The following is a 24,293-nucleotide window of genomic DNA, read 5'->3' as shown; positions in this document are numbered from 1 at the left end:
GATGGGAACGAGAAGGACGGACGTCTCGTCACCGCACGCTCAACCCCCGGGCGGCGCGGACGTGGCGCTCGCTCGGACCTCGGTGGTTCAGTGCTTCCGGGTTTCAGGGGGCTGACGGCGCGTGACCGAAAGCCCCCACCCTGGATGCCTCAGGGCTCGACATGCCCGGCACGCTACCCGACCCTCCGCCGTCGAAGCACCCGGTTTTCCAGGTGGACGGGCCCGGTCCGCGGTCGTCCGCCTGCGCCGGGATCGTCACGCCGTCCAAGGTGCCCCGCAAGGGGGTTCGATGAATCGTGTGAGAATCGGCGGGGTCCTGGCCGCGACGGCCCTGTTGCCGCTGGCCGTGGGTGTGGTGGGGCGGTTGGAGTCCCGCAGTGGCGGACGGGCCGTGGTGGCCGACGCCCTGAACCGGCCGGTGCTGCTGGTCGGCGCGGCCGCCGTCCTGCTCCTGGCCGCGCGCCTGGTCCGCGGCCGTCGGGACACGGTCGGCGGGGTGGTGACGGCGGTCGGGGTCCTCGGGCTGCTGTCCGCGGTGGGCGCGTCCGTCCTCGGCTCGTTCCAGGAGCCGGTCCGCTCGGACACCCGCACGAGCTCCCCGGGCCGGACGGACCACGTCCTGACCGTGGTCGACCGCGGCTACTCGGAGCAGGAGAGCAACACCTTCCACATCGCGCTGGAGACCGGCACCGGCCTCTCGGCCCGCCGCTGGCACGTCCTCACCGTCCAACAGGCGTTCCCGGGGCACGGCGAGTTCGTCTCGGCGCAGTGGTCCGACGCCGGCCACGTCCGCATCACCACCGACGCCGGCTACCGCGTCTTCACCGTCGACCCCGCCACCGGCGAACCGACCCTCACCGAGAGCGTCGGCGAGCTGAAGTCCCTCGTCCAGAGGGCCTGAGCCCGGACGACGGGGGCGTTCGCCGCCGAGGAGCCGGTGCTGCGGGTGCTGTGCCCGTGGCAGTCCCTGCCGCGTGCTGCTGGAGACGGCGGCCGTGGCGGCGGCCGTGGCCTTCGTGGCCGGCCGGGTGCGGGCGCACCGGGTCTGAACTGCGGGATCGTCCGCGGGGATTGTCAGTGGCGTGTGCAAGGGTGACGTCATGCTGGCGATCGCGGTGCAGACGAACGAGACGCGACACCTGAGGGTGTCCGCGGACGAACTGGCGGGGATGGTCCGGCGCATCGGTGCGCCGGACGACCGCTTCCTCGTCGTGGAGCGGATACCGGACCTGCCGGACGTGTACGTGCAGGTGTGGCACGCCGACGGCGAGGAGTACACGCTGGAGCACCGGGACGGTTCCGCCGAGCGGCACTTCGAGGTGCGGCTGGACGGGCCCGAGCCGGTGGTCGAGGCGATGACGGGCTGGGCGCGCGGTGCGGCGGGCTGGGACGAGGGCCTGGACTGGCGGCCGCTCGACCTGGGCCCGGCGCCGGAGCCGGTGCCGCCGATAGACCTGGAGGCGGGCGAGCGGAGGGAGTTGGAGGAGCGGTTGCGGCTGACGCTGGCCTGCGGCTACACCGACCGTGCCGGGCTCGCCGAACAGGCCGAGGAGCACCTGGTCGCGCGCGACCGCCGCCCGCTCTCGCGCCCGCAGGCCGAGCAACTCGCCGACCGGCTCTGGCTGGAGCGGGTCGGCGAGCAGAGCGGCTGGATCGGCGAGACGGATCCGGAGCGCCTGACCAGGGCCTTCGCCGCCCTGGAGGCGGGCGGCCTCACGGCCCGGGAGGACTTCGGCTGCTGCCGCTCCTGCGCCGACGCCGAGATCGCCGAGGCCGGCGCCCCCGAAGCGCGCGGCTTCGTCTACTTCCACGCCCAGTGCACCGAGTCCGCCGCCGCCGGCCACGGCCTGTCCCTGCTGTACGGCGGCTTCGACGGTTCCCGGGCGACCACCGTCGCGGTCGGGAAGGAGGTGGTCGCCGCCCTGGCGGAGGCCGGCCTGCCGACGGTCTGGAACGGCGACCCGTCCCACGCGATCGAGATACGCCCGCTGCTGTGGCGCCGCCGCCTGGGCGCGTGAGACCGGGGGGCGGCAGCCGGCGGGTGGTCAGGTGCGCCGGCGGGTCCAGCGCCAGTAGTTGGTGAGGCCGAGGCCGGCGCCGAGGAGGACGGCGCCGACGGGGATGAGGGGGAGCCACAGGGTGGCGACGGCCGCGTACTCGACGACCGCCCTCCCGCCGGTGACCGGTGACTGATGCCGCGGTCCGGCCCGTGGGACCGGACCGCGGCATCAGCCTCTCACGGCACCAGCACCCGCAGGGCGTCCTTGGCGACCGCGACGTCCACCGGGAGCGGGGCGATGAACTCCCCGTCGGCGTAGGCGGTGATGCCGGGGGACTCGATCCGCAGGGACTCGGTGCGCAGCGTGGTGACCTCTGGGTAGGTGACGTGGGTGCCCTTGAAGAGGGTCGGGAAGAAGCGGGCGATGCGCAGCCGGGGCATGGCGTCGACGAGGGTGAGGTCGAGCAGCCCGTCGTCGGGGAGGGCGGCGGGGCACATCAGCATGCCGCCGCCGTAGCTGCGGGTGTTGCCGACGGCGGCCAGGGTGAGGTCGCGCTCGATGACGGTGCCGTCGGCGAGGGTGATGCGGAACGGCAGCGGGCGCAGGTTGGCGAACTCGGCGAGGATGGCGAGGTTGTAGCGCATCCGGCCGCGCGGCCAGCGCAGCCGGTTGGCGCGGTCGCTGACCAGGGAGTCGAAGCCGGTGGCGAGGACGGAGCCGTACCAGCGGACGGCGCCGTCCGGGCCGGTGATCCGGCCGAGGTCGATGCCGCGGGTGCGTCCGGCGGCGATGACGTCGGCGGCGGCTTCGGGGGCACCGAGCGGCAGGCCGTACTCGCGGGCGTGGTCGTTGCCGGTGCCGGCGGGTATCACGCCGAGCGGGACGGGGGTGCCGGCCAGGGCCTGGAGGGCGAGGTTGATCATGCCGTCGCCGCCGACGACGGCCACCGCGTCCACCCCGCCGGCCACCGCCTCGCGGGCGAGGCGGACGGCGTCCTCGGGGGAGCGCCCGGCGTGCGGTTCGACCTGGACGCCGAGGGCCCGCAGCCGGGCGGTGGCCCGGTGGGCGGCGGGTTCGGCATGGCCGGCGCCCGCCGCCGGGTTGGTGAGAACGGCGACCCTGCGGACGGTTCTCACCTCGTTCACGGGATCAACTTGCCCGGGTTGAGGATGCCCGCCGGGTCGAGTTCGGCCTTGACGGCGCGCAGGATGCGCACGCCGAGGTCGCCGATCTCCTCGGTCATCCAGGGCCGGTGGTCGGCGCCGACGGCGTGGTGGTGGCTGATGGTGCCGCCGGCGCCGAGGATGGCGTCCCCGGCGGCGCGCTTGGCGGCGCCCCAGCGGGTGAGCGGCTCCTCGCCGAGGGCGGCGACGACGGTGAAGTAGAGCGAGGCACCGGTCGGGTAGACGTGTGAGACGTGGCAGAGCACGAGGGAGCCGGGCAGGGCGCCGGTGAGCGCCTCGGTGACGGCGGTGCGCAGGGCCGGCAGGCGGCTCCAGCTCGTCGCGGTCTCCAGGGTCTCGCACAGCGCGCCCGCGCTGAGCAGCGAGTCGCGCAGGTAGGGGGCGTTGAACCGGCCATGCTCCCAGGCCCGGGCGGGGACCTCGCCGAGCGAGGTGCCGCCGGTGGCGAGCAGGGTGTCGCGGGTGAGCTGCAGGCGGGCGGCGACCTGGGCGGCGGTGCCCTCGAAGACGGTGACGGCCAGGCAGCCGGTGACCGCCGGGGCACCGCCGATCTGCTCGGTCATGGCCAGGTTGATCATGGTCTCGGCCTCGTCGGAGAGCCGGATCACGGTCGGGCCGGTGCCCTGCTGCTCGACGGCGCGCAGCGCGGCGGTGCCGGTGGCGAAGTCGGGGAAGCTCCACGCCTCGTACGCCTTGACGGCGGGCAGCGGGTGGACGCGCAGCCGGACGGCGGTGATCACGCCGAGGGTGCCTTCGGAGCCGAGGAAGAGCTGGCGCAGGTCGGGGCCGGCGGCGGAGGCGGGGGCGCGGCCGAGGTCGAGGATCCCGGCGGGGGTGACGACGCGCAGTCCGCGCACCATCTCGTCGAAGCGTCCGTACCCGGCGGAGTCCTGGCCGGAGGAGCGGGTGGCCGCGAAGCCGCCGATGGTCGCGTAGCGGAAGCTCTGCGGGTAGTGGCCGAGTTCCCAGCCGCGTTCGGCGAGCAGTGCCTCCGCGGCCGGGCCGGTGAGGCCGGCGCCGAGGACGGCTTCGCCGGAGGTCTCGTCGAGGTCGAGCAGCTGGTCGAAGCGGCGCAGGTCGAGGGAGACGACGGCGTCGAAGGCTCCGCGCTCGGGGTCGAGGCCGCCGACCACGCTGGTGCCGCCGCCGAACGGGACGACGGCGATGCGTCGTTCGGCGCACACCGCGAGGACGGCGGCGACCTCCTGCTCGCTGCCGGGCAGCACGACGGCGTCGGGGGCGTCCTGTGCCTCGCGGCTGCGGCGGCGCAGCAGGTCGGGGGTGGACTTGCCGCCGGCGCGCGGCAGCCGGTCGGCGTCGGCGGCGCTGACGTGGGCCTCGCCGACGGCGGCGGCGAGCGCCTTGAGGTCCTCGGCGGAGATCCGGGACGGGCGCAGGACGACCTCGTCGGCGCCGGGCCCGGGGGCGGCGTCGCCGGTGACGCCGAGGGCGGCGGCGAGCAGTCCCTTGATGTCGGCGGACAGTTCCTTGGCGAGGGCCGGGTCGCCCCAGGCGTCCCACTTCATCGGGGGGAGCGGAAGTGCGGCGCCGGCCGGTCCCGCTTGCGTCTCAGGTGCCATGCGTTACAGTTTCACACATCATGTCAAGTAGTAACGCTGAGCCTCAGACGCCGCCCCCGACCCCCGGGGAGCGCAGCACCGACGACGCGATCCTGGACGCCGCCGCCGACCTGATCGTCCATCTCGGCGTGCGCCGGACCCAGTTGTCCGAGATCGCCCGCCGCGCCGGGGTCAGCCGCCCGACCGTCTACCGCCGCTGGCCGGACGTCCGGGCGGTGATCGGCGCGCTGCTCACCCGGGAGATCCTGACCACCCTGGAGGGCGCCGGGCTGGACGTCCACGACCGGGAGACCCTCGTCGAGCGGGTCGTGGAGATCGCCGTCCGGCTGCGCGACCACCCGGTGCTCGGCGCGCTGCTGCACTCCGACGACTCCGACCTGCTGCTCCAGTACGTCGTCGAGCGGCTCGGCGCCAGCCAGCGCGGCCTGCTGGAGGCGCTGCGCGCCGGCATCGAACACGGCCAGGCGCACGGCTCGATCCGGGCCGGCGAGCCGCTCGAACTGGCCGCCATGGTCCTGCTGATCGCCCAGTCCACCGTCCAGTCGCACCGCATGGTCGCCTCCCTGCTGCCCGAGGCGGCCTGGCGGCGCGAACTGGCCAGAGCACTGAACGGATACCTCGCGCCATGACCCCCACCGCAGGCCCGCACGCGGGCCCGTACGCGGGCACCGGCCGGCTCGACGCCGCCCGCCGCACGCTGGAACTCCAAGCGCTCGGCGACGACCCCCGGATCGACCTCCTGGTCGTCGGAGGCGGCGTCACCGGCGCCGGAGTGGCCCTGGACGCGGCCTCGCGCGGCCTGCGCACGGTGCTCGTCGAGGCCCGCGACCTCGCCTTCGGAACGAGCCGCTGGAGCTCCAAGCTGGTGCACGGCGGCCTGCGCTACCTCGCCTCCGGGCAGATCAAGGTGGCCCGGGAGAGCGCCGTCGAGCGCGGCGTGCTGATGACCCGCACCGCCCCGCACCTGATCCGGGCGCTGCCCCAACTGGTGCCGCTGCTCCCCGACCTGCTGCGCCCGGGCCAGGCCGCGCTGATCCGCACGGGCTTCCACGCCGGGGACGCGCTGCGCCTGACGGCCGGCACCCCGGGCGCGCTGCTGCCCCGGGTGCGCCGGATCGACGCCGACCGGACCCGCCGGCTGGTGCCGGGTGTGCGGACGGACGGGCTGCGCGGCTCGCTGGTCGCCCACGACGGCCAACTCGTGGACGACGCCCGGCTGGTGGTCGCGCTGGCCCGGACCGCCGCGCAGTACGGGGCGACCGTGCTGACCAGGGTGCGCGCCGAGCAGGTCGACGGTGCCTCGGCCCGGCTGGTCGACACCCTGACCGGGCAGGAGCTGGCCGTCCGGGCCGGCGCGGTGGTCAACGCCACCGGCGTCTGGGCGGGCGAGGTGGACACCTCGATCAAGCTCCGGCCCAGCCGGGGCACCCACCTGCTGGTGGACGCGGAGGCGCTCGGCCACCCGACCGCGGCCCTCACCGTGCCGGTGCCCGGCTCCACCAGCCGGTTCGTCTTCGCCCTGCCGCAGCAGCTCGGCCGGGTCGCGATCGGCCTGACCGACGAGGACGCCCCGGGTCCGATCCCGGACGAGCCGCAGCCCACCGAGGCCGAGCGCTCGTTCCTCCTGGACACCGTCAACGCCGCCCTCGCCACCGCCCTGACCGGCGCGGACGTGCGCGGCGCGTACGCCGGTCTGCGTCCGCTGATCGACACCGGGGACGGCAGCACCGCCGACATCTCCCGCGAGCACGCGGTACTGGAGAGCCCGTCCGGGGTGATCACCGTGGTCGGCGGCAAGCTCACCACCTACCGCAGGATGGCCGAGGACGCGGTGGACACCGCCGTCCGTCTGCGCGGCCTGCCCGCCCGCGCCTGCTGGACGGCCCGGCTGCCACTGATCGGCGCCCCCGGTCACGGGGACAGCCGCCCGCTGCCGGCCGGCGCGGGGGCCGTCGGCCAGGTGCCCGCCTCGCTGCTCGCCCGCCACGGCGGCGCGGCCCACGAGGTGCTGGCGGCGGGGGAGTTGACGCCGATCGCGGAGGGTCTGGACGTGACCCGCGCCGAGATCGCCCACGCCGTCAGCCACGAGGGCGCGCTGGACGCGGCCGACGTGCTCGACCGCCGCACCAGGATCGGGCTGGTCGCGCAGGACGCGGACCGGGCCCGGAAGGCGGTCGAGGAGATCGTGGCGGAGTGCCTCGCGGAGGTTCAGGGGGGCTGACGCGTCGGGTGCTCGGCGTATCGGCGGTCGGTGCGTCGGGCGGAGCAGGGGGCGCTCGGCGCGCCGGGTGATTCGCTCGGCGGCCGTCCGACCGGCGTGTCGTGCCGAGGTCCGGGGGAGTGTCAGGCCGCGGCTCGGGGGAAGGGGGCGAGGTCCGGCTCCACCCAGGTGGTCCGGGCCTGCTCGGTCGCGAGCGTCCCCGGACGGTAGTGGCGGGCGAGCAGGTCCTTGTCGAGCAGGTCCGGGTGCAGGGCGGCGAACTGCTCGAAGCCCGTCGCGTCGTCGTCCGCGTGGAGGGCCACCAGCTCGACCCAGGCCCGGGTCATGGTGACGTGGAACTTCTGCGGCGCGCCGGCCTTGGTGGCGGTGCGCAGGATGCCTTCGCCGATCAGGTCGAGGGCGGCGGTGGCGCCGTGGCGGCGTACGGCGAGCCAGGTGAGCCGGACGTGCTGGCGGTGGCCGAAGCGCTCGGCGTCGGCCATCACCTCGCGCAGCAGCTCATCGAAGGCGTCGGGGGTCGCGGGGGTGGTCATGCGCAGGCCTTCGTCGTCTGTGTGGGGGTCGTGGGGCGCGGCTCGTGGGCGTCCGGCTCGTGGAGGCGGCTCGTCCGGGCCGACCCTGGATCGTACGGTTTTCCGATATTCAGGGGCAAACCACCCGAACGGGGTGTTTCAGCGCGCCGTGCGCTCGGGCATCGGGTGCTCGGCGCCGGACAGCTCCAGGACGCAGGCGAGCGGGTGCTCGGCCCGGCCGGTGCGGTCGAGCCGGACCGCGAGCGGCTTCGGCGGCTCCTCGGCGACCTGGGCGGCGAGGGTCAGCGGGTAGACACCGTGCCCGTGGACGCGGTGGAAGGCGCACTCCTTGCCGTCGACCAGCAACTCGGTCTCGGTGATCCAGCCGGACCGGACGTTGACGGTCACCGAGTGCCCGCCCCGGTCGAGGTGGAAGCTGTACCGCTGGCGCATCGGGACCTCCGGCGACCGGGCCTGCGACGAGGGGAAACGGGGGAAGAGCCGACGAGGGGAAATCCACTGCCAGTCTAGGGCGGGAGGTCGTCAGGGTGCTCGGCATGCGGAGCACAGCGCGCTGCGGATCGAGATCGACGCCGTGCAGTGACGGCGTGTCTTTACGGCGTGCAGTGACGCCGTGCAATGACGCCGTGACCTGCCCTGCGGCGGCTCCCGCGCGCGGTTCCCGTGCGCGACCCGGAGAAAATCCCGGGGCGGGCCCGCCTCCAGACGGATTCTCGTGATCTCTACAGTGTTGTAGATTCGTCCACAGGGAGAGATCCGAGGAGGGCATTGTGGGAGTTTCGCTGGCCAAGGGCGGCAACGTCTCGCTCAGCAAGGAGGCGCCCGGTCTGAGCGCCGTGATCGTCGGTCTCGGCTGGGACGTGCGCACCACCACCGGGGCCGACTACGACCTGGACGCCAGCGCGCTGCTGTGCAACGCGCTGGGCAAGGTGGTCTCGGACCAGCACTTCGTCTTCTTCAACAACCTCCGCAGCCCCGATGGTTCGGTCGAGCACAGCGGCGACAACCTGACCGGCGGCGGGGACGGGGACGACGAGCAGATCAAGGTCGACCTGGACCGCGTCCCGGTCGACGTGGCCAAGGTGGTCTTCCCGGTGTCGATCTACGACGCCGACGCCCGGCTGCAGAACTTCGGCCAGGTGCGCAACGCGTTCATCCGGATCGTCAACCAGGCCAACGGCCTGGAGATCGCGCGCTACGACCTGACCGAGGACGCCTCGACCGAGACCGCGATGGTCTTCGGCGAGCTGTACCGCAACGGCGTGGAGTGGAAGTTCCGTGCCATCGGCCAGGGCTACGCCTCCGGCCTGCGCGGCATCGCGACCGACTACGGCGTGAACGTCTGACCGTTGTCGTCGCCGCCGGCGGCGTCACCGGTGCCGTCCGCGCCACCATGGTGGACGTCACCACCGTCGACGTCGTCGACGTCCGTCCGCCCCGCGCGGGTTGACGTGGTTTCGGCGGTCGCCGCGAGCGCTCGGCCGGTACGGTCGAGCGCGTGGCCGCCGAAACCCCCGCCGCCGGTGAACTGGTGCTGCCACCAGGCGGCCATGCCCGGCTCGTCCATCCCCGACCAGTCCGGCGCCCCGGTGACCTGGGCCCGGCCGAGGGTGCGGCCCAGCTCCACCAACTCCCGCCCGGACTCCGTCCGTTCGCGGTCGTAGGTGGCCAGCAGGGCCGACCAGGAGCCGGCCTCCCGCCCCGCCAGTTCGAAGGCGTGGGCGTCCTGCATCGCCTTGACCGCGCCGCTGGTGTTGTGCGGGCGCACCACGGTGGCGGCGTCCCCGCCGATGAGCAGCCGGCCGGCCGTGCGGTGCGGGGCCGCCAGGTCGTAGATCGGCTGCAGGAAGGTCCGTTCGCGCGGGGTCAGGGTGACCAGGCCGGCCCAGTACGGCGGCAGGTACCGCTCGGCGAGCTGCCGCAGTTCGTCCAGCTGTCCGTCGAGGAGGCTGCCCGCCGGGATGCTGGTCGGGCCGTCCAGCCGCAGCCAGGCGGGTGTGGGGGCGTAGAAGACCCAGTTCACCTGGGTGCGGCCGGGTTCGACCCCGGGGATGCGGTAGATCACCACCTGGCCGCCGGGGTAGCAGGCGGTGATGCACTGCTCCTCGGGCCAGGGCGCCGCACCTCCGGGCAGCTCGGCGAGCAGGGCGGCGTCGTAGCTGCCGCGCCAGCACACGTACCCGGCGTACTCGGGTTCGGCCCGGGGGCAGACGGCGGCGCGGACCACCGAGCGGTAGCCGTCGGCGCCGATCACCAGGTCGTACGTCTCGCGGCCGCCACCGGCTTCGGCCCAGGCTCCCTCGGGTCCGTTGCCGACGGCCGTCACGGTGGTGCCCAGCCGGAACTCGACCTGCCGGGGCGTCCGTTCGCGCAGCGCCTGCCAGAGCACGCCCCAGTGGTGGGAGTGGAAGGGGAAGGGCTGGGCCCAGAGCAGCCGACCGCAGCCGTCCGGTCCGTCGCCCTCGCCGGCCGCGCCCCGGGTGACCCAGCGGCGGACGGTGAGGCGGTGGCGGCGGGTGTCCGCGTCGAGGTGCCCGGTCCGGACCAGTTCGTCGAAGCGGTCGTTGTGGGTGCACAGCCCCACGCCGCGGTCCTCCAGCCGGCCGGGGCTGCGTTCCAGCACCACCACGCGTTCCGCGCCGAGCCGGGCGGCGGCGCCGGCGAACGCGCTTCCGGCGATGCTGCCCCCGACCACGGCCACCGAGCCACCCCGCACGGCCGCTCCTCTCCCGAGCTCGTGTCGTCCCGCGACGCCCCGGCGATGTCCGGGACGCCCCGCGTCGCCCCCGCGATGTCCGGGACACGACGATACGCCGCCGACCGGGTTCCGGCGGCGTGTTCGAGCCATCCGGAGGGCCGTCCGGAGGGTCGTCCGGTGGGGTCCCGGGGCGTCCGGTCGGGCGCCTCCGGGGGTCGTCCGGAGGGGTGTCCGGAGGTCCGTCCGGCAGCCCCGTCCAGCCTTATGCAACTAGTTGCATACCCCGCCGCCCGTCCCCTACCCTGCGGTAACAACGCCCCCCAGCCCGCGCCCCAGGAGACGTCGATGAGCGCCCACCCCGGCAGCAGCCGCTACCCGCACCTGCTCAGCCCGCTCGACCTCGGCTTCACCACCCTGCCCAACCGCGTGATCATGGGCTCCATGCACGTCGGCCTGGAGGAGGCCCCCGGCGGCTACGAGCGGATGGCCGCCTTCTACGCCGAACGGGCCCGCGGCGGCGTCGGCCTGATCGTCACCGGCGGCATCGCCCCCAACGAGGCCGGGCGCCCCTGGGAGGGCGGCGCGATGCTGACCACCGAGGAGGAGGCCGACAAGCACCGGACCGTCACCGACGCGGTGCACGCCGCCGGCGGCAGGATCGCCCTCCAGATCCTCCACTTCGGCCGCTACGCCTACCACCCCGACCTCGTCGCCCCCAGCGCGATCCAGGCCCCGATCAGCCCCTTCGCGCCCAACGCGCTCACCGCCGAGCAGGTCGAGCAGACCATCGAGGACTTCGCCCGCTGCGCCGAACTCGCCCGCCGCGCCGGGTACGACGGCGTCGAGATCATGGGCTCCGAGGGCTACCTGATCAACGAGTTCGTCGTCGCCGCGACCAACCACCGCGAGGACGAGTGGGGCGGCCCGTACGAGCGGCGGATGCGCTTCCCGGTGGAGATCGTCCGCCGGGTCCGCGAGCGCGTCGGCGAGGACTTCATCATCGTCTACCGCCTCTCCATGCTCGACCTGGTGCCCGGCGGCTCCACCCTGGACGAGGTCGTGCAGCTGGCCCAGGCCGTCGAGGCCGCCGGGGCGACCATCATCAACAGCGGCATCGGCTGGCACGAGGCCCGCATCCCCACCATCGCCACCTCGGTGCCGCGCGGCGCCTTCGCCTGGGTCACGAAGAAGGTGATGGGCAAGGTCGGCATCCCGCTGGTCACCACCAACCGCATCAACACCCCCGAGATCGCCGAGCGCCTGCTCGCCGAGGGCAGCGCCGACCTGGTCTCGATGGCCCGCCCGCTGCTCGCCGACGCCGACTTCGTCGCCAAGGCCCGGGACGACCGCGCCGAGGCCATCAACACCTGCATCGGCTGCAACCAGGCCTGCCTCGACCACACCTTCAACCTCCAGATCACCTCCTGCCTGGTCAACCCGCGCGCCTGCCACGAGACCGAACTCGTCCTCGGCCCCACCCGATCGCGCAAGCGGATCGGCGTCGTCGGAGCCGGCCCCGCCGGCCTCGCCTTCGCCGTCTCCGCCGCCGAGCGCGGCCACGACGTCACCCTGTACGACGCCGCCGAGACGATCGGCGGACAGCTCAACATCGCCCGGCGCATCCCCGGCAAGGAGGAGTTCGACGAGACGCTGCGCTACTTCCGCACCAGGCTGGCCGAGTTGGCCGTCACGCTGCGGCTCGGCGCGACCGTCACCGCCGAACAGCTGGCCGAGCAGGACCACGACGAGATCGTCCTCGCCACCGGCGTCACCCCGCGAACTCCCGCCGACATCCCCGGAATCGACCACCCCAGCGTGCTCGGCTACCTCGACGTGCTGCGCGACGGCGCGCCGGTCGGCGAGCGGGTCGCCATCCTCGGCGCGGGCGGCATCGGCTTCGACGTGGCCGAGTTCCTCACCGACCCGGGCGACGTGGCCAGCCTCAACCCGCCCGCGTTCCAGGCCAAGTGGGGCATCGACCCGGACTACCGCGAGCGCGGCGGCCTGCGCGCCCCGGAGCGGCCCAAGCCCCCGCGCAGCGTCCACCTGCTCCAGCGCAGGACCGGCAAGGTCGGCGCCGGCCTCGGCAGGACCACCGGCTGGATCCACCGCACCGAGCTCAAGCACCGCGGCGTGGTGATGGTCCCCGGCGTCACCTACGACCTGATCGACGACGCCGGCCTGCACCTCACCGTCGACGGCGAGCGCCAACTGCTGCCCGTGGACACCGTCGTGCTCTGCACCGGCCAGGAGCCGCGCCGCGACCTGTACGAGGCGCTGCGCGAGCGCGGCCTGCCGGCGCACCTGATCGGCGGCGCCGACGTGGCCGCCGAACTGGACGCCAAGCGGGCCATCAAGCAGGGCACCGAACTGGCCGCCACCCTCTGACCCGGTCCGTACCCGGCCGGCACGCCCCGGCACGCCCTCCGTGCCCGCCCGGGGCCGAGCCGGGCCCGCCGCCCGCGGTCGGCCCCGTACGATCGACCCCATGTCGCTGCCGCACGCCATCCTCACCGCCCTGCTGGAGAAACCGTCCTCGGGGCTGGAGCTGACCAGGCGGTTCGACAAGTCGATCGGCTTCTTCTGGCCCGCCACCCACCAGCAGATCTACCGCGAACTGGGCCGGCTGGAGGCCGCCGGACACATCCGGGCCCTCCAGCCGGAAGGGCCGGTGCGCGGCCAGAAGAAGGAGTACGAGGTCCTGCCCGAGGGCCGCGCCGAACTCGCCCGCTGGACCGCCGAGGGCGCCGCGCCCCGCGCCGTCCGGGAGCCCCTGCTGCTGCGGCTGCGGGCGGCCGCGGTGGTCGGCACGGACGGGCTGACGGCCGAGCTGGGGCGCCATCTCGCCCTGCACCGCGAACAGTTGGCCGACTACCGGGAAATCGAACGGCGCGACTTCCCGGCCGAGCGGACGGACCCCGGGAACCGGCTCCAGCACGCGGTGCTGCGGGCCGGCATCGGACTGGAGACCTTCTGGGTGCAGTGGCTCGCCGAGACCCTCGACGCCCTGGAGGCCCTCGAAGCCCTTCCGCCCGCCCCCTCCGCTCCCTCGGCCCCATCCGCTCCGTCCGCCGACCCCGCGAACGGGTCCTGACCAGCGGAGATCCCCGCCCGCGCGCCCCGTCCGGCCCCCGGTGGGACACTGGTGGCTGTCCCTGCCCGAACCCTCGACCGGGGGCCCGTATGACTCGTCCCAGGCCCATCCACGCCCTCGCCGCCGCGGCCGCAGCCGTGGCGGTCGCCCTGGGCCCGGCCGCCCTGCCGGCATCGGCCGCACCCGCCCAGGACGCCCAGCAACTGCCCTCCGCCGACCAGCTGAAGTCGGCCCTGCTGACCGCCGCCGACCTCGGCGCCGGCCACACCGAGATCCCGGTGACGCAGAGCCCCAGCCCCGGCGCGAACCCGACGCCGATGACGGGCTGCGCCGCGCTCAGCGCCCTGATCAACATGCACGCCACCCAGACCGGCACCGACGTCGCGCACGCCGCGGTCGAACTCGACGGCCCGAACGGCAACCCGATGACCACCCAGGTCCTCGCCGCCGAGGCTCCCGACCGGCTCACCGCCGACTTCAACACCGTCTCCGACGCCCTGAAGACCTGCCACAGCATCACCTTCAACGGCGGCACCGACGACGAGGTGACCTTCACCGTCACCCCGGTCACCCTCGGCGACCGCAAGGACGCCCCCGCCGTCCACCTCGACGGCACCCTGGCCGGCGTCCAACTCAACGGCTACGTCGGCATCGAGCGCTTCGGCACGGTCGCCATGGCCTTCGGCTTCTTCGAACGCCAGGCCACCTCCGAGCAGGCCGCCTCCATGCAGTACCGCACCGCCGTCGCCAAGGTCGAACGCACCCTCGGCACCCAGGCCGGCAGCACCGCCACCCCCACCGCCGCCCCCACCGAGGGCCAGCGCGCCTGACCCGCCCCCGCACGCTCCGCACAGCACCGCGGCCCCTTCCCGAACGTCCTGTACGTTCGGCGAGGGGCCGCCGTGGTCCACCGCCCAAGGGGGCGGCGGCTGCACGCGTCGGAGGCTCTGGTGGTCGAGGAGCCACGGAGAAGGGGGGAGAAGACGTGAGGTGCTTTCCGGTGAAACTCCGTACCGTTCTCGCAGGTCTGCTGTTCGGCGTCTGCGCCTGCACCGGGGTGCCCGGTGGACACGGTGCTACGGCCCGGAGTTGATCTGGCAGGCCGAGACGACCGGCGCCATCTGCTCGGCGTCGCCGAGGGTGGTTTCGCGTGGATGCGTTCCGCTCGCGGACATCGCTGCCAGGCCGCTCCCCGGAGTCGGAACCTTCATCGGTGCCAGCATGTACAACGGCCAGTGGTCGGTCATGCTGATGTCCAGTGGTGAGACGATCGATCAGATCTCCTGCCAAGGAGGGAGCTTTCCGGCGCGGAAGGGGTTCTCGATCACCGTCGACGGGGTGCTCCGCACCGTCGACACGATATCCGTACCGCAAAGCCTCCAAGGCGAGTACCGGGTGGCAGTCCAGCGCGACGGCGCGGTTGCCGAGGATCGTGTAACGCTCGACATGGGGAAGGTCGGCGGCCGCGTGCAGTGCCGACCGGTCGGACCGGCTGCGCGGTCCCGCCTCCCCGTGCGGGATGCGGGACCCCGCTTCCTACCATGGGGCGCGGTTCACCGGGAACCGTGGTCCTTGGGAGGAATGTCAGGTTCACGGGTTCGTGGGAGTACGGGAAGGTGGAGGACGCGGGGACCGGGCGGTAGCGAAACTGTCCTCGGCGGAGGGAAACCTGAGGTGTGAGAGGCACTTTCAGTACGGCAGTGCCAAGTCGGGCGACTGGCTCGGGACGACCGGTGTGGACGCCGGCCAGGAGCCGTTCGTCCGGCAGTAGTTCGGTGATCGTGACATCGTGTTGACCCCTGCCTTCGGGAGCGCCCCATCCGGCGAACGGATCGGGCGCTCCCGGTGTTTGCGGGTGTGCGGGAGATCCTTTGAGGGAGGGGCGGGAGACATGGCTGTCGGAAGGTGGTTTCCAAGGTCGCGGGAGGGGGTGGTCCTGGTGGTGGGGCTCGTGCTGATCGCCGGAGCCACCGGCTATTTGAAGCTCAGGCCGGGTGGGCCGGAGGTGAAGGACTATGTGGGCCGGTGGGCCGCGCGCGACGAGGTGATCGAGCTGCGGGAGAACGGGGCGCTCGGGGAGGTTCGGCTCGACGGCTACTTCTGCTTGAAGGAGCCCGTGGTGGGCGACGGCCCGCTCGGTGAGTTCCAGGGGACCTGGAAGGCGGAGAGCGTGGACGACGACGGGGCGGGGGTCTTCGTGACCCTGCGGAACTACAACCGCGGGCAGGACTGTCAGATCTTCCTGCAGGAACAAGGCAAGGGACCGGTGACCACGATGTCCGCCCAGTCTCGGGGGAGTGAGCAGCGATGGTTCTCAAGGGCGTAGTTCGTCGGAGCAGGCGGTGCGGATTGGCGGTCGCCCTGGCGTCCGTTTTGCCGGTGGCGGTTGGGTGTTCGGCCGGGCCCGAGGAGAGGCCCCCGGTGGTCGGGGCGTGGACGTCGGGCATCGGTTCGATCCAGTTCCTGGAGGGCGGCAGGCTCGGCGAGGTGAGTCTGCTGCCTGCCGCCTGCCGTGGGGAGAAGTCGCCCACGCCGGTGCAGTTCACCGGCACGTGGAAGCATGGCAAGTTGGAGGACGCCGGGACCGGAGCGTGGGCCACGCTGACGTCCGGCGCCGGCTATCCGACGTGTGAGAGGTACTTCCAGTACTTCACGTACGAGGGGCGGGAGCGGCTGCAGCTGACGGGGGTCTCGATCGCCGATGATCCCTTCGTCCGGCAGTAGTTCACCAGCCGTCAGGGTGCAGTACGACCGGCTCAGGGAGCGCCCCATCCGAAGGTCGGATGGGGCGCTCTGGGCTTCGTTGGTGGATGGGAGAGCTTTCGATGGAGGGGTGCGTGAAGGACCAACGAATCATCCTGCGGAGGCTGCTCGGCGGGCAGGGATCTCTAGCGGCTGAAGAGTCCGGGCTTACTGATGACGAAGTCCTGAACGGCTCCCGTGGCTCCGGAGAGGTGGAGCGGGGAATGCAGAGTTGATGGGCTCGTTCGGAGCGAGGCATGCGGGGCGGCGCGTGTCGATGGTGCTGGCATGTGTGGTCCCGTTGGCGGTTTCGTGCGCGGTGGGGAAGGCGCCTGACCCGGCTGTCATCGGGACCTGGAAGGCGGGCGCCGCTTCGATCCAGTTCCTGGAGGGCGGCAGGCTCGGCGAGGTGAGTCTGCCGCCCGCCATCTGTCGGGGAAAGGAGTCGCCGACGGCCGTCAGGTTCACCGGTACCTGGGAGTGCGGGAGGCAGGAGGACGCCGGGACGGGCGCAGTCGCCAGACTGGCCTCTGTGGAGGGAATCCTCACCTGCGAGCGGTACTTCCAGTATGTCAAGGGAGAAGCGGGGGGGAGGCGCTGATTCTGACCGGTGTGGACACCCGCCAAGGACCGTTCGTTCGACAGTAGTTCGGGAGTGGAATGATCGGCTTCATGGATCGCCCTCGTGTGAAGCAGCGTTCAAGGCCTCGGGCCGCGCTGTTCGTTCCGGCTCTGGCGCTGATCACCGGCCTGCCGCTGGTGGTGTCCTGTACGGCGGCGGAGCCTCCGGCACCTGCGCCCGTGCCGACGCCGACGGTGCGGACGGACCTCGACCCGCTGACGCGCCGCTTTCCGCAGTTGGGTTCGCTGTCTGGGGCCACGTGGGTCAGCCGGGTGTTGACGCAGAACACCGGGCGGGGGGTTCTCGGACCGACTGACGTGAGCCTGGAGGGGGTGGCGCAGGTCGAGCCGGCGACGCTGGCGGCGATCACGTCGGGCGGAACGTGGGAGGAGACCGTCATCGAGTGCGGTGTCCCGGAGGAGATCGCCACCGAGGTGGGTGGCACGACCGGATGGCTCCACAGCACGGCCTTCGACAAGTCGATCACTCGGACCCAGTATTCGGGGAGCTTCTACTTCGACAAGCAGACCAGCCGGGTCTACTTCTGCACGGTCAACCCGAACGTGCGGACCGAGGGTTGAGTGGTCGCCCGGTCACGGCCGGGCGGCCGTGCCGAAGGGGTTGTCGATCACGTAGTGCCAGTGGCCGGCCGGGTCGCGGCGGGCGACGTCGGTGGCGGTGCCGGTGAGGTGGATGTCGGTGCCGTCGGGGGTGGTGCCGGTGATCTCCCAGTCGACGATGAGCAGGGCGATGTCGTCGGCGACGTAGGTGTGCCGGGGGCGGACGGTGATGGGCAGGCCGAGGGCGAGGAACTCGGCGTTGGCGCGCTGGAGTTCGGTCCCCGTGGCGGTGGCGCCGGGGGCGGGGACGAAGACCGCGCCGGGCTCGTAGACCCGGGCGAGCAGTTCCGGGCGGCCGGAGTTGAAGGCGGCGGCGAAGACGGCCGGGTGTTGTGCCGGGTCGGTGCTCGGGGGGAGGGTGGTGGGGTGAGTCATGCGAGCAGTGAAGACCGGCCCGGCGTGGGTCACCAAACGGGAAGTGACGGGTCGGGTGAGCGGGGCTGGGACGAGGAGCTGGTGCCGGACGGGCGCGGCCGCACCGCCCGTCCGGAGCCGGACTGTCCGGTGGAGGTGGCGCTCGCGGCGGTGGCCGGCCGGTGGACGACGCTGGTGCTGCGCGAGCTGATGCACGGGCCCGCCTCGTACGGGGAGTTGCGGGAGCGGCTGCCGGAGATCAGCTCGAAGGTGCTCGCGGAGCGCCTGCAGGCGTTGGGGGAGCGGGAGTTGGTGGTGCGGGAGCGGCGGCGCGGGTTCCCGGTGCGGACCTCGTACCGGTTGACGCCTGCCGGGGAGGCGCTGCGGCCGCTGCTGGTGGAGCTGTACCGGACGGGCGTGGCGTTGGCGGGGCGCGGCTAGGGTCGGGCGGCCGCACCCCCGTGGCGGCCGCCCGTGCACGAGGTCCTACGGGTGGTGGACGACCTCCGGGAAGGCCTTCGACGGGCCGTCGAGCAGCTTGCCGCAGTGGCGGCCCCGCAGGTGGAGGTCGAAGAAGGCGCGCGGGTAGGCCTGCTGGATGAGGACGCCGCGCTCGGGGTCGAGGGTGCCGACCTGGGACTGGATCTGCTCCTCGGTCAGGCCGATCAGCCGGCCCGCCTGCGGGATCAGCGTCATGTTGTCGCCGTACGAGTTGTGCACGGCGCCGGTGGCCTGGACGTCGAGGCGCCAGCCGCGCAGGTGGCCCCAGAAGGTCGCGATGTAGGGGCTGTTCGCCCGGGTGTAGTTGGCGGTCATCATCATGAACGGACGGTCGATGTCGGTGGTGATGGCGGGGTTCGACTCCATCCGCCCGTCCAGGGTCAGCCCGGCGCGGATGCGCTGGTCGGCGACCATGGCGAGGCCGACGGCGGTGCCGCCCTTGGACCAGCCGAAGGCGCCGATGTTCCGGGCGTCGAGGCCGCCGAGCAGGCCGTTCGGCAGGGTGCGGCCGTCGACGTCGGGGTTGCGGCCGTTGGCGAGGTCGACGACGCGGTCGAGCAGGAAGAGCAGGTCGGCCGCGTAGTCCCTCGGGTACAGGCCCGGGGCGACGCCGTCCCGGGTGACGACGGTCCCGTCCGGGAATTCGGTGATGCCGTCGTGGGTGTGGTCGACGGTGACGACGGCGAAGCCGTGGCTGGCCAACTCCTGGACCACGATGGTGTGGTCGCCGCGGTGGCTGCCCGCGCCGTGCGAGTACAGGATGACCGGCAGCGGCCGGCCGGCCCGGTGGACGGGTGCGCCCTGGTGGCCGGCGGTGAGCGGGGCGAGCGAGAGCGGGAGGGGGAAGCCGACGTCGTCGAGGAAGGCCTTGAGGGCGCCCTCGGTCATCCAGGGGGCGAGCGGGTAGGCGGCGGCGTCCGCGGTCCGGGCGGGGTACCAGACGGTGGCCATCAGCTCGCGGAACGTGCCGGGCCGGGCGTTCGGGTCCAGCCGGGACTCGTCGCGCAGGTGCAGCGGCACCATGCCGACCGGGAAGGGGCCGGTGGGCGCGGTCAGGGTGAGGCGGGAGGGGGACGCGGCGCCGGAGGAGGGGACGGGAGCGGCGGCCGGGGCGGCGGCGGGAGCGGCCGAGGCGGTGCGGGCGAGGCCCAGCGGCGCGACGGCGCCGAGGGCGAGCGCGGTGCCCAGCATGCGGCGGCGGGTCGGTCCGGTACGGCGTGCGGTCGGCGTGGTGTCCAGCGGCGTGGTGTCCATGCGTGGAACGCTGTCATGCGGGCCGGGTGGGCAACATCAGCCCGTCGATTGATCCTCCGTCACGTCGTATTGGCCCACGGGTTTACATCCCCGGGCTGATGCGGACGGCCCCAACAGGCACCAGCGAGCCCCAACAGGCATCAATGAGTACCAACCGGCACCCGGTCGGCGGCACCCGGCACCCGGCACCCGGCAGGCGGCAACGCGGCAGCGCCGGGGCGACGCCGCGTTGCCGGCCGTGATCAGATGAAGTTCTTGTCGATCAGCATCTGCAGGACGTTGACGTGGAAGTCCGGGAAGTCCATCGGCACGATGCCGAATCGGGCGCGCTGCTGGGTGCGGGCGTTCAGATACGGGTAAACCGTGCGGTCCATCAGGGCCTGCGAGCTAGTCTTCGGCCAGTAACCCCCGGCGTAGGAGAGGAAGTTGACGAACATCTTCGAGTGGCCCGGGGTGAGGAAGGCCTTGTCGAACTGGGCGACGATGCGCCGGCCCTTCGTCCCCAGCGGGTCGAGGCCGCCGGTCTGCCAGAGGTCCTGGGTGTCGAACCAGCCGTTCTCGCCGCTGGACCAGTCGATCAGGCCCCACGGGTTGGCGAAGTCGGCGATCAGGACGACCTTCCCTCGGGCGGTGGCGAGGGTCGGCCACCCGTAGAAGTGGAACAGGCCGCGGTAGCCCAGGTCGTCGAAGTAGTGGTTGACCCGCCGCATGAACTCGGTGTCGTCGAGCGACTGGCCGCCGGCGCGCTCGTTGCGCAGGCGCATCAGGACGGTCTCGCCGGGGTGCGACTGGAGAAAGGACCGGCACCGGTCGAGCACGTCCTGGAGCCGGATGTGCTGGTAGGCGTCGGAGTGGTAGATCCCGAGCTCGTCGGGCGCGCCCTGGAGGCCGTTGCAGCGGATGTCGAGGAAGCGGACTCCCTCGGTCAACTGCTGGGGGATTCCCCAGTTCTGGGTGTGCGACCACTCGGTGCCGTAGGCGGGGTTCTCGCAGCAGGAGTCGTGGGTGCCGGGGATGGTGAGGTCGAGCAGGGAGAGGTCGCCGCTCAGGCGGCTCATCCAGCTGTCCGTCGGCAGGCCGCGCGGCGTCGTGGCGTCGGTGGCCGCCCACGCGGTGCCAGGCAGGGTGAGGCCCGTGACGGTGGCGGCGCCCAATCCCGCGCCCCACTTGAGTAGTTCACGACGTGCGATGCCCATGGTGCGGCTCCTCGGGGTCCGGTCGGTGCGGTGCAATACGGTGCGGTGCGGTGTGGCGAAGTGCGGTCGGTCGTGCGAGGGGGCGTTGTCATCCTGGAGTACGCGGGCACAGCTTTGACAGGTCCGTGACGCCGAAATCCGGGGCTGTGTGTCGTCGGGCCCACGCGTGTTCGGGTCCACGCGTGTTCGTGCCCGGGAACCGCGCGGGACTCCGGAGGCGTGTGCGTCCGGGAACGTGGGCGTGGGCGTGGGCGAGGGGGACCGGCGGGGATGGCGGCATCGGTGGAGCGCAACAGATCGCACGGCTGCGGGTGGTACGCCGCCGGACCGCTGCTCGCGGCGGCGGTCACCGTCCTGGGGGCGCTGCTGGTTGCGCGCAGGTGGGCGGACTGCCCGCGGGGGATGGACATGCCGACCCGGGCGTCGATGGCGCTGAGCCTGCCGGTCGGCTGGATCGGCATGACCGTGCTGCTGGTCCTCCTGCAGGCCGTCCTGGTGGCCGTGCTGCCCGAGGGCACCGAACCGGAGGTGAAGTGGGTGGTGCTGGTGGTGGCGGCCGTGCTGCTGTTCCTGCTGTACGTCTTCGGGATGGGCTCCCCGGACACGGGGCCGGGCGGCTCCTGTTACCGCGGCTAGCGGATCGGCCCAGGCCCGGGGGCCCGCGCCACCGGACCCCTCGGCGGGGTGAAGATCGAAATGCGCGGACGGCCGCCGCCCGCCACGGTGGGACCGTGGCTGCGATCGTCGTCCTCTTCGAAATGGCCCCGGAACAGGCCCTCGGCCCCGAGGGCGTCGGCCCGGGCGTGGTCGCGGTGCACGCCGCCGGCCAGGATCCGGACGTCCCGGAGGACCCGCAGGCGCGCACCCTCTGCGGGCTGGACACCGCCCCGATGGAGCACGCCCACTACCGTCCCGCCCGGCCGGGTGAGCCGTGGTACCCGCCCGAGCTGGAGCAGCAGCGGTGCCGGCTCTGCGAGGCGGCGCTGCACCGGCTCTGAAGCGAGGGGCCGGGGGCGCCGGAGTACCGCAGTGCCGGCGCCAGAGTGACCAGCGGACGAAGGTGACGACACCGAGCACCGCGAAGCCCGGGAGCACCAGACCGGCGAGCACCAGACCGGCGAGGACCAGAGAGGCGCAGGCCGGCAGCCCGGCCGGCTCCTCCTGGGCGGGGTGCCGGGCGCGGTCGTGCACGCGCTGCCAGTGGACCGGGCGGCCCGCCCGTGCGGAGGCCGTCTCGCGGAGCCCGGCCGGCCTGGCGCGGGCGGTCCCGGTCCGCGCCGACCGCTCGGGGCCGCGCCGGGCGAGGGCCGCCATCCGGTCGAGCGGATCGGGGTGGTGGGCCTCGAAGGCCGCGCTCCCGGCCGGGTCCCGGTCCGTGTCGAGGTGCGCCCAGCGGCCCGCCTCGGTCGGCTCGCCGGACAGGCGGTAGATCCAGGCCGGCCGCCGCCTCGCCGTGAGGCCCGCCGGGTACGAGGCCGCCAGGCCGCCGCAGGCGTAGCCGCGCGTCGGCCTCCTCAGCGGCCGGTCGGCGCGGCTGATCGGTGCGGCTGGTCGGTGCGGCTGGCCGACGGGTTCGCTCAGCGGGGCCGGTGGGCGACCGCGGCGAACATCGCCACCGACAGGTGGAACGTCCCGTGCTCGGCGGCCGCGTCGAGGTCGGCGTAGAGCCGGTCGCGCTGCTCCTCGGTGATCAGGCCCCGGCCGACGGCCGCCGCGCCGATCCCGTGGACGATCGGCCGGGTGACCGTGCGGGAGTCGTGCAGCAGGACGTCGGCGCCGAGCTGATCGACGGCCAGTCCGGCCTCGGCCAGCAGGCCCGCGAGGCGGCGCCCGGCGTCCGGGGTGGCGGCGGTGCCCTCGGCGACGGCGGCCAGCGCGGGGCGGATCTCCGGGGCGGCCGGGTGGAGCACGAAGGTGGCCCAGTCGGTGTCCAGCAGTGCGACCCGGCCGCCCGGATGCAGCACCCGGGCCATCTCGGCGACGGCCTTCGCCGGATCGGGGAGGTGCTGGAGGACGCGCTCGCACCAGACCACGTCCAACTCGCCGTCGGGCAAGGGCAGGTCGCGCGCGTCGCCGTCCAGGAAGCGGGCCGCGCTGCCGGCGTCGGTGGCGCGCTGCTCGGCGACGGCCCGGAGCCCGGGGTTGGGTTCGAGGCCGATCGCGCTGCCGGTGGCGCGGTCCGTCGCCCCGGCCCCCGGGGCGACCGCGGCCGCGAGCACCTGGGTCTCCGACCCGGTGCCGGCGCCGATGTCCAGCGCGCGCTCCCCGGGGCGTACGGCGAGCTGTGCGTGCGCCCACGCCCGCAGCCGCCGGACCCCGGGATTGGCCGCCTGGGCGTCCAGCACGGCGATCAGCCGGTCGGTGACGGCCGGGTCGGTGTTGGCGGCGTTGAAGGCCGAGGTGGGGTGCGGGTCGCTCATGGCCGTCACCCTAAAGGAATGTGACGCTGCGTCAGTGACCACCCCACCGTGGCCTCCTGGATCGGTGCAAGGTGTTCACGGCGGCGCGGACGGTCTCCTCGAAGGCGGGGACGTCGGGCCGGGTCCGGTTGCTCTCCCCCTCGACGATGGCGACCCCTCGACGAGGGTGACGGTGGTGCCGTCCCGGCCCACGCCGAACGGGAAGTTGCGTCTCCGGGTCGGGGTGTGGGCCGTCAGAGCTCCGGGAGCGCCTCTCCGGCCTGCGGCTCGCGGCCCTCGGTGAGCCGGAACAGGTAGCCGCGCAGGTAGGCCTCCAGTCCGTCGTCCAGGTAGGCGGCGTACTGCCGCAGGGCCTCGGGTTCGTTCCGGCCGTCGTCGCCCAGTTCCAGCTCGCTCGTGATCCAGGCCCGCACCTCGTCCCGGCGCGACCACCAGTCGCGCACCGCCTGCGGGGTCCAGTGACAGTCACCGTCCCAGGCGTAGCCGCCCTGCGGTTCGCCGTGGGCGATCTCCACCAGGGCGGCCACCTCGCGGGGGTTGGCGGGCTGGCGGTGGACGAACTCGCAGTGCTCGTCGTCCGAGAGCACGAGCTCGGGGAGGTAGTACGGGCCGTTCAGCCCGCTGTCGGTCTCGCCGGCGTAGAACGGGCCCGGCACGTTCAGCCGGCTGCGCTGCTCCCAGCGGCCGTCGCCCACGGAACCGGTCATCTCCCGGGCGGTCGGCAGCGGGTCCCAGTAGGCCTGCTCCTGCCACGGGCCCTCCACCGGGTAGCGGAGCAGCCGCCCGCGCATCCGCTTGGCGGCCTCCCGCAACCGCGCCTCGTGCGAGAGCGGTGCGGCCCGTCGGCTGCCCCGTGCCCGGTTCAGGAGCCGGGTCCACCGGCCGGCCAGTCCGCCCATCTGCGTTTTCCCCATGCGGCTCACCCTAGGCGTGGCGCCGGGAGGCCCACCCTGGGCCGTGGCACCGGACCGGCCCGGCCTCGACCGAAGCCGACCTCGACGAAGCGGCAGTGCGCTCGGCGGCGGACGGGACCGGGCCGACGTGAGCCGCGGGGCGGAGTGGGGAGGGGGGCGGGGCGCCGTGCCACACCCGGGGGGTGACCGGGGCGCCGCCCCCGGGGCCCGGGCGCAGGCCGCCGGCGCGCCCGCGGCGCGCGTGGCGCGGGGGGGGGCGGGGGCGCGGGGTGCCAGGGGTCCCGGCGCGGAGGGGGCGGGGGGGGGCGGTGATGCCGGCGTCGCTGAGGGCCTGGGTGCCGCCGGTGGTGGTGGTGAGAT

26 protein-coding genes and 1 pseudogene are annotated in these 24,293 nt (G+C 73.6%); 15 read left to right on the top strand and 12 right to left on the bottom strand.

All coding sequences use genetic code 11. From position 1 onward, the window contains the following. The first annotated feature begins 289 nt into the window (after positions 1–289). Together ACWGKU_RS05870 and ACWGKU_RS05865 are read left to right on the top strand one after the other, a co-directional pair. Complete coding sequence (locus ACWGKU_RS05870) at positions 290–901, top strand: hypothetical protein (RefSeq protein WP_452177617.1); 612 nt, start codon at positions 290–292, stop codon at positions 899–901. A gap of 199 nt (positions 902–1,100) precedes the next feature. After that, positions 1,101–2,018: a DUF6891 domain-containing protein gene (locus ACWGKU_RS05865; protein ID WP_401044992.1), complete on the top strand. Its 918-nt coding sequence runs from the start codon at positions 1,101–1,103 to the stop codon at positions 2,016–2,018. Positions 2,019–2,236: 218 nt separating this feature from the next. Here the strand turns inward: ACWGKU_RS05865 and ACWGKU_RS05860 are convergent, their stop codons facing one another. Both ACWGKU_RS05860 and ACWGKU_RS05855 read right to left on the bottom strand, forming a co-directional pair. After that, positions 2,237–3,145 carry a diacylglycerol kinase gene (locus tag ACWGKU_RS05860; protein WP_359897648.1) on the bottom strand — a complete coding sequence of 303 codons (909 nt, stop codon included), beginning with the start codon at positions 3,143–3,145 and terminating at the stop codon, positions 2,237–2,239. Continuing rightward, a complete protein-coding gene (locus ACWGKU_RS05855) occupies positions 3,142–4,710 on the bottom strand; it encodes an FAD-binding oxidoreductase (RefSeq protein WP_401044983.1) in 1,569 nt (522 codons plus the stop codon). The genes ACWGKU_RS05860 and ACWGKU_RS05855 overlap by 4 nt, the downstream gene beginning before the upstream one ends. A 74-nt stretch (positions 4,711–4,784) precedes the next feature. On the opposite strand from ACWGKU_RS05855, the gene ACWGKU_RS05850 reads away from it, so the two are divergent. Together ACWGKU_RS05850 and ACWGKU_RS05845 are read left to right on the top strand one after the other, a co-directional pair. Further along, positions 4,785–5,393 (top strand): TetR/AcrR family transcriptional regulator, encoded by a 609-nt coding sequence (locus ACWGKU_RS05850; RefSeq protein WP_452177618.1) that lies wholly within the window; start codon positions 4,785–4,787, stop codon positions 5,391–5,393. After that, on the top strand, positions 5,390–6,985 hold the full coding sequence (locus ACWGKU_RS05845; RefSeq protein ID WP_452177619.1) for a glycerol-3-phosphate dehydrogenase/oxidase: 1,596 nt from the start codon (positions 5,390–5,392) through the stop codon (positions 6,983–6,985). Before ACWGKU_RS05850 ends, ACWGKU_RS05845 begins: the two co-directional genes overlap by 4 nt. A gap of 122 nt (positions 6,986–7,107) precedes the next feature. On the opposite strand, the gene ACWGKU_RS05840 is transcribed toward ACWGKU_RS05845, so the two are convergent. Beyond that, positions 7,108–7,518 (bottom strand): hypothetical protein, encoded by a 411-nt coding sequence (locus ACWGKU_RS05840; RefSeq protein WP_452177620.1) that lies wholly within the window; start codon positions 7,516–7,518, stop codon positions 7,108–7,110. Positions 7,519–7,656: 138 nt separating this feature from the next. Then, positions 7,657–7,950, bottom strand: a complete 294-nt coding sequence (locus ACWGKU_RS05835) for a hypothetical protein (protein ID WP_380352839.1) — start codon at positions 7,948–7,950, stop codon at positions 7,657–7,659. Between the two features lie 338 nt (positions 7,951–8,288). On the opposite strand from ACWGKU_RS05835, the gene ACWGKU_RS05830 reads away from it, so the two are divergent. Further along, positions 8,289–8,864, top strand: coding sequence for a TerD family protein (locus ACWGKU_RS05830; RefSeq protein ID WP_359897655.1), 576 nt, complete (start codon positions 8,289–8,291; stop codon positions 8,862–8,864). Here the strand turns inward: ACWGKU_RS05830 and ACWGKU_RS05825 are convergent. Beyond that, positions 8,846–10,234, bottom strand: a complete 1,389-nt coding sequence (locus ACWGKU_RS05825; protein WP_452177621.1) for an FAD binding domain-containing protein — start codon at positions 10,232–10,234, stop codon at positions 8,846–8,848. The genes ACWGKU_RS05830 and ACWGKU_RS05825 overlap by 19 nt on opposite strands. A 327-nt stretch (positions 10,235–10,561) precedes the next feature. Here ACWGKU_RS05825 and ACWGKU_RS05820 point away from each other — a divergent pair, with 327 nt between their 5' ends. From ACWGKU_RS05820 to ACWGKU_RS05810, 3 genes are all read left to right on the top strand, one after another. Then, positions 10,562–12,604 (top strand): oxidoreductase, encoded by a 2,043-nt coding sequence (locus ACWGKU_RS05820; protein ID WP_452177622.1) that lies wholly within the window; start codon positions 10,562–10,564, stop codon positions 12,602–12,604. 100 nt (positions 12,605–12,704) lie between these two features. Then, entirely contained in the window at positions 12,705–13,310 is a 606-nt protein-coding gene (locus tag ACWGKU_RS05815; protein ID WP_452177623.1) for a PadR family transcriptional regulator, read from the top strand. A gap of 89 nt (positions 13,311–13,399) precedes the next feature. Continuing rightward, positions 13,400–14,140, top strand: a complete 741-nt coding sequence (locus tag ACWGKU_RS05810) for a hypothetical protein (RefSeq protein WP_452177624.1) — start codon at positions 13,400–13,402, stop codon at positions 14,138–14,140. 246 nt (positions 14,141–14,386) lie between these two features. Here ACWGKU_RS05810 and ACWGKU_RS05805 read toward each other — a convergent pair whose 3' ends face one another. Further along, positions 14,387–14,557 carry a hypothetical protein gene (locus ACWGKU_RS05805; RefSeq protein ID WP_452177625.1) on the bottom strand — a complete coding sequence of 57 codons (171 nt, stop codon included), beginning with the start codon at positions 14,555–14,557 and terminating at the stop codon, positions 14,387–14,389. A 683-nt stretch (positions 14,558–15,240) separates the two neighbouring features. Here ACWGKU_RS05805 and ACWGKU_RS05800 point away from each other — a divergent pair. From ACWGKU_RS05800 to ACWGKU_RS05785, 4 genes are all read left to right on the top strand, one after another. Then, positions 15,241–15,636 (top strand): hypothetical protein, encoded by a 396-nt coding sequence (locus ACWGKU_RS05800; RefSeq protein ID WP_452177626.1) that lies wholly within the window; start codon positions 15,241–15,243, stop codon positions 15,634–15,636. 95 nt (positions 15,637–15,731) lie between these two features. Continuing rightward, the gene (locus ACWGKU_RS05795; RefSeq protein ID WP_452177627.1) at positions 15,732–16,034 is read left to right on the top strand and encodes a hypothetical protein; all 303 of its coding nucleotides are present in this window, start codon (positions 15,732–15,734) and stop codon (positions 16,032–16,034) included. A gap of 289 nt (positions 16,035–16,323) precedes the next feature. Beyond that, on the top strand, positions 16,324–16,653 hold the full coding sequence (locus tag ACWGKU_RS05790) for a hypothetical protein (RefSeq protein ID WP_452177628.1): 330 nt from the start codon (positions 16,324–16,326) through the stop codon (positions 16,651–16,653). Between the two features lie 59 nt (positions 16,654–16,712). Next, positions 16,713–17,255, top strand: a complete 543-nt coding sequence (locus ACWGKU_RS05785) for a hypothetical protein (RefSeq protein ID WP_452177629.1) — start codon at positions 16,713–16,715, stop codon at positions 17,253–17,255. A gap of 12 nt (positions 17,256–17,267) precedes the next feature. On the opposite strand, the gene ACWGKU_RS05780 is transcribed toward ACWGKU_RS05785, so the two are convergent. Then, on the bottom strand, positions 17,268–17,669 hold the full coding sequence (locus tag ACWGKU_RS05780) for a YybH family protein (RefSeq protein WP_452177630.1): 402 nt from the start codon (positions 17,667–17,669) through the stop codon (positions 17,268–17,270). Positions 17,670–17,693: 24 nt separating this feature from the next. Here ACWGKU_RS05780 and ACWGKU_RS05775 point away from each other — a divergent pair, with 24 nt between their 5' ends. Further along, complete coding sequence (locus tag ACWGKU_RS05775; RefSeq protein WP_401051600.1) at positions 17,694–18,089, top strand: winged helix-turn-helix transcriptional regulator; 396 nt, start codon at positions 17,694–17,696, stop codon at positions 18,087–18,089. Positions 18,090–18,134: 45 nt separating this feature from the next. On the opposite strand, the gene ACWGKU_RS05770 is transcribed toward ACWGKU_RS05775, so the two are convergent. Together ACWGKU_RS05770 and ACWGKU_RS05765 are read right to left on the bottom strand one after the other, a co-directional pair. Further along, positions 18,135–19,403, bottom strand: a complete 1,269-nt coding sequence (locus ACWGKU_RS05770; RefSeq protein ID WP_452177631.1) for an alpha/beta hydrolase family protein — start codon at positions 19,401–19,403, stop codon at positions 18,135–18,137. Between the two features lie 242 nt (positions 19,404–19,645). Continuing rightward, positions 19,646–20,599: a phosphatidylinositol-specific phospholipase C gene (locus ACWGKU_RS05765; protein ID WP_401055578.1), complete on the bottom strand. Its 954-nt coding sequence runs from the start codon at positions 20,597–20,599 to the stop codon at positions 19,646–19,648. A 282-nt stretch (positions 20,600–20,881) separates the two neighbouring features. On the opposite strand from ACWGKU_RS05765, the gene ACWGKU_RS05760 reads away from it, so the two are divergent. Further along, positions 20,882–21,235, top strand: coding sequence for a hypothetical protein (locus ACWGKU_RS05760; RefSeq protein ID WP_401055580.1), 354 nt, complete (start codon positions 20,882–20,884; stop codon positions 21,233–21,235). Between the two features lie 95 nt (positions 21,236–21,330). Further along, positions 21,331–21,597 carry a hypothetical protein gene (locus ACWGKU_RS05755; RefSeq protein WP_452177632.1) on the top strand — a complete coding sequence of 89 codons (267 nt, stop codon included), beginning with the start codon at positions 21,331–21,333 and terminating at the stop codon, positions 21,595–21,597. A gap of 67 nt (positions 21,598–21,664) precedes the next feature. Here the strand turns inward: ACWGKU_RS05755 and ACWGKU_RS05750 are convergent. From ACWGKU_RS05750 to ACWGKU_RS05740, 3 genes and pseudogenes are all read right to left on the bottom strand, one after another. Continuing rightward, positions 21,665–22,081 (bottom strand): annotated as a pseudogene (locus tag ACWGKU_RS05750) (DUF6584 family protein); the annotation flags it as partial. 95 nt (positions 22,082–22,176) lie between these two features. Further along, positions 22,177–23,019 carry a methyltransferase domain-containing protein gene (locus ACWGKU_RS05745; protein WP_452177633.1) on the bottom strand — a complete coding sequence of 281 codons (843 nt, stop codon included), beginning with the start codon at positions 23,017–23,019 and terminating at the stop codon, positions 22,177–22,179. Between the two features lie 233 nt (positions 23,020–23,252). Then, on the bottom strand, positions 23,253–23,933 hold the full coding sequence (locus ACWGKU_RS05740; protein ID WP_452177634.1) for a ferredoxin: 681 nt from the start codon (positions 23,931–23,933) through the stop codon (positions 23,253–23,255). Positions 23,934–24,293 lie beyond the last annotated feature (360 nt).

Source organism: Kitasatospora sp. NPDC054768 (genome assembly GCF_053612025.1).
The sequence above is the reverse complement of the archived record's forward strand: the minus strand, read 5'-3'. Positions and strand labels throughout refer to the sequence as shown.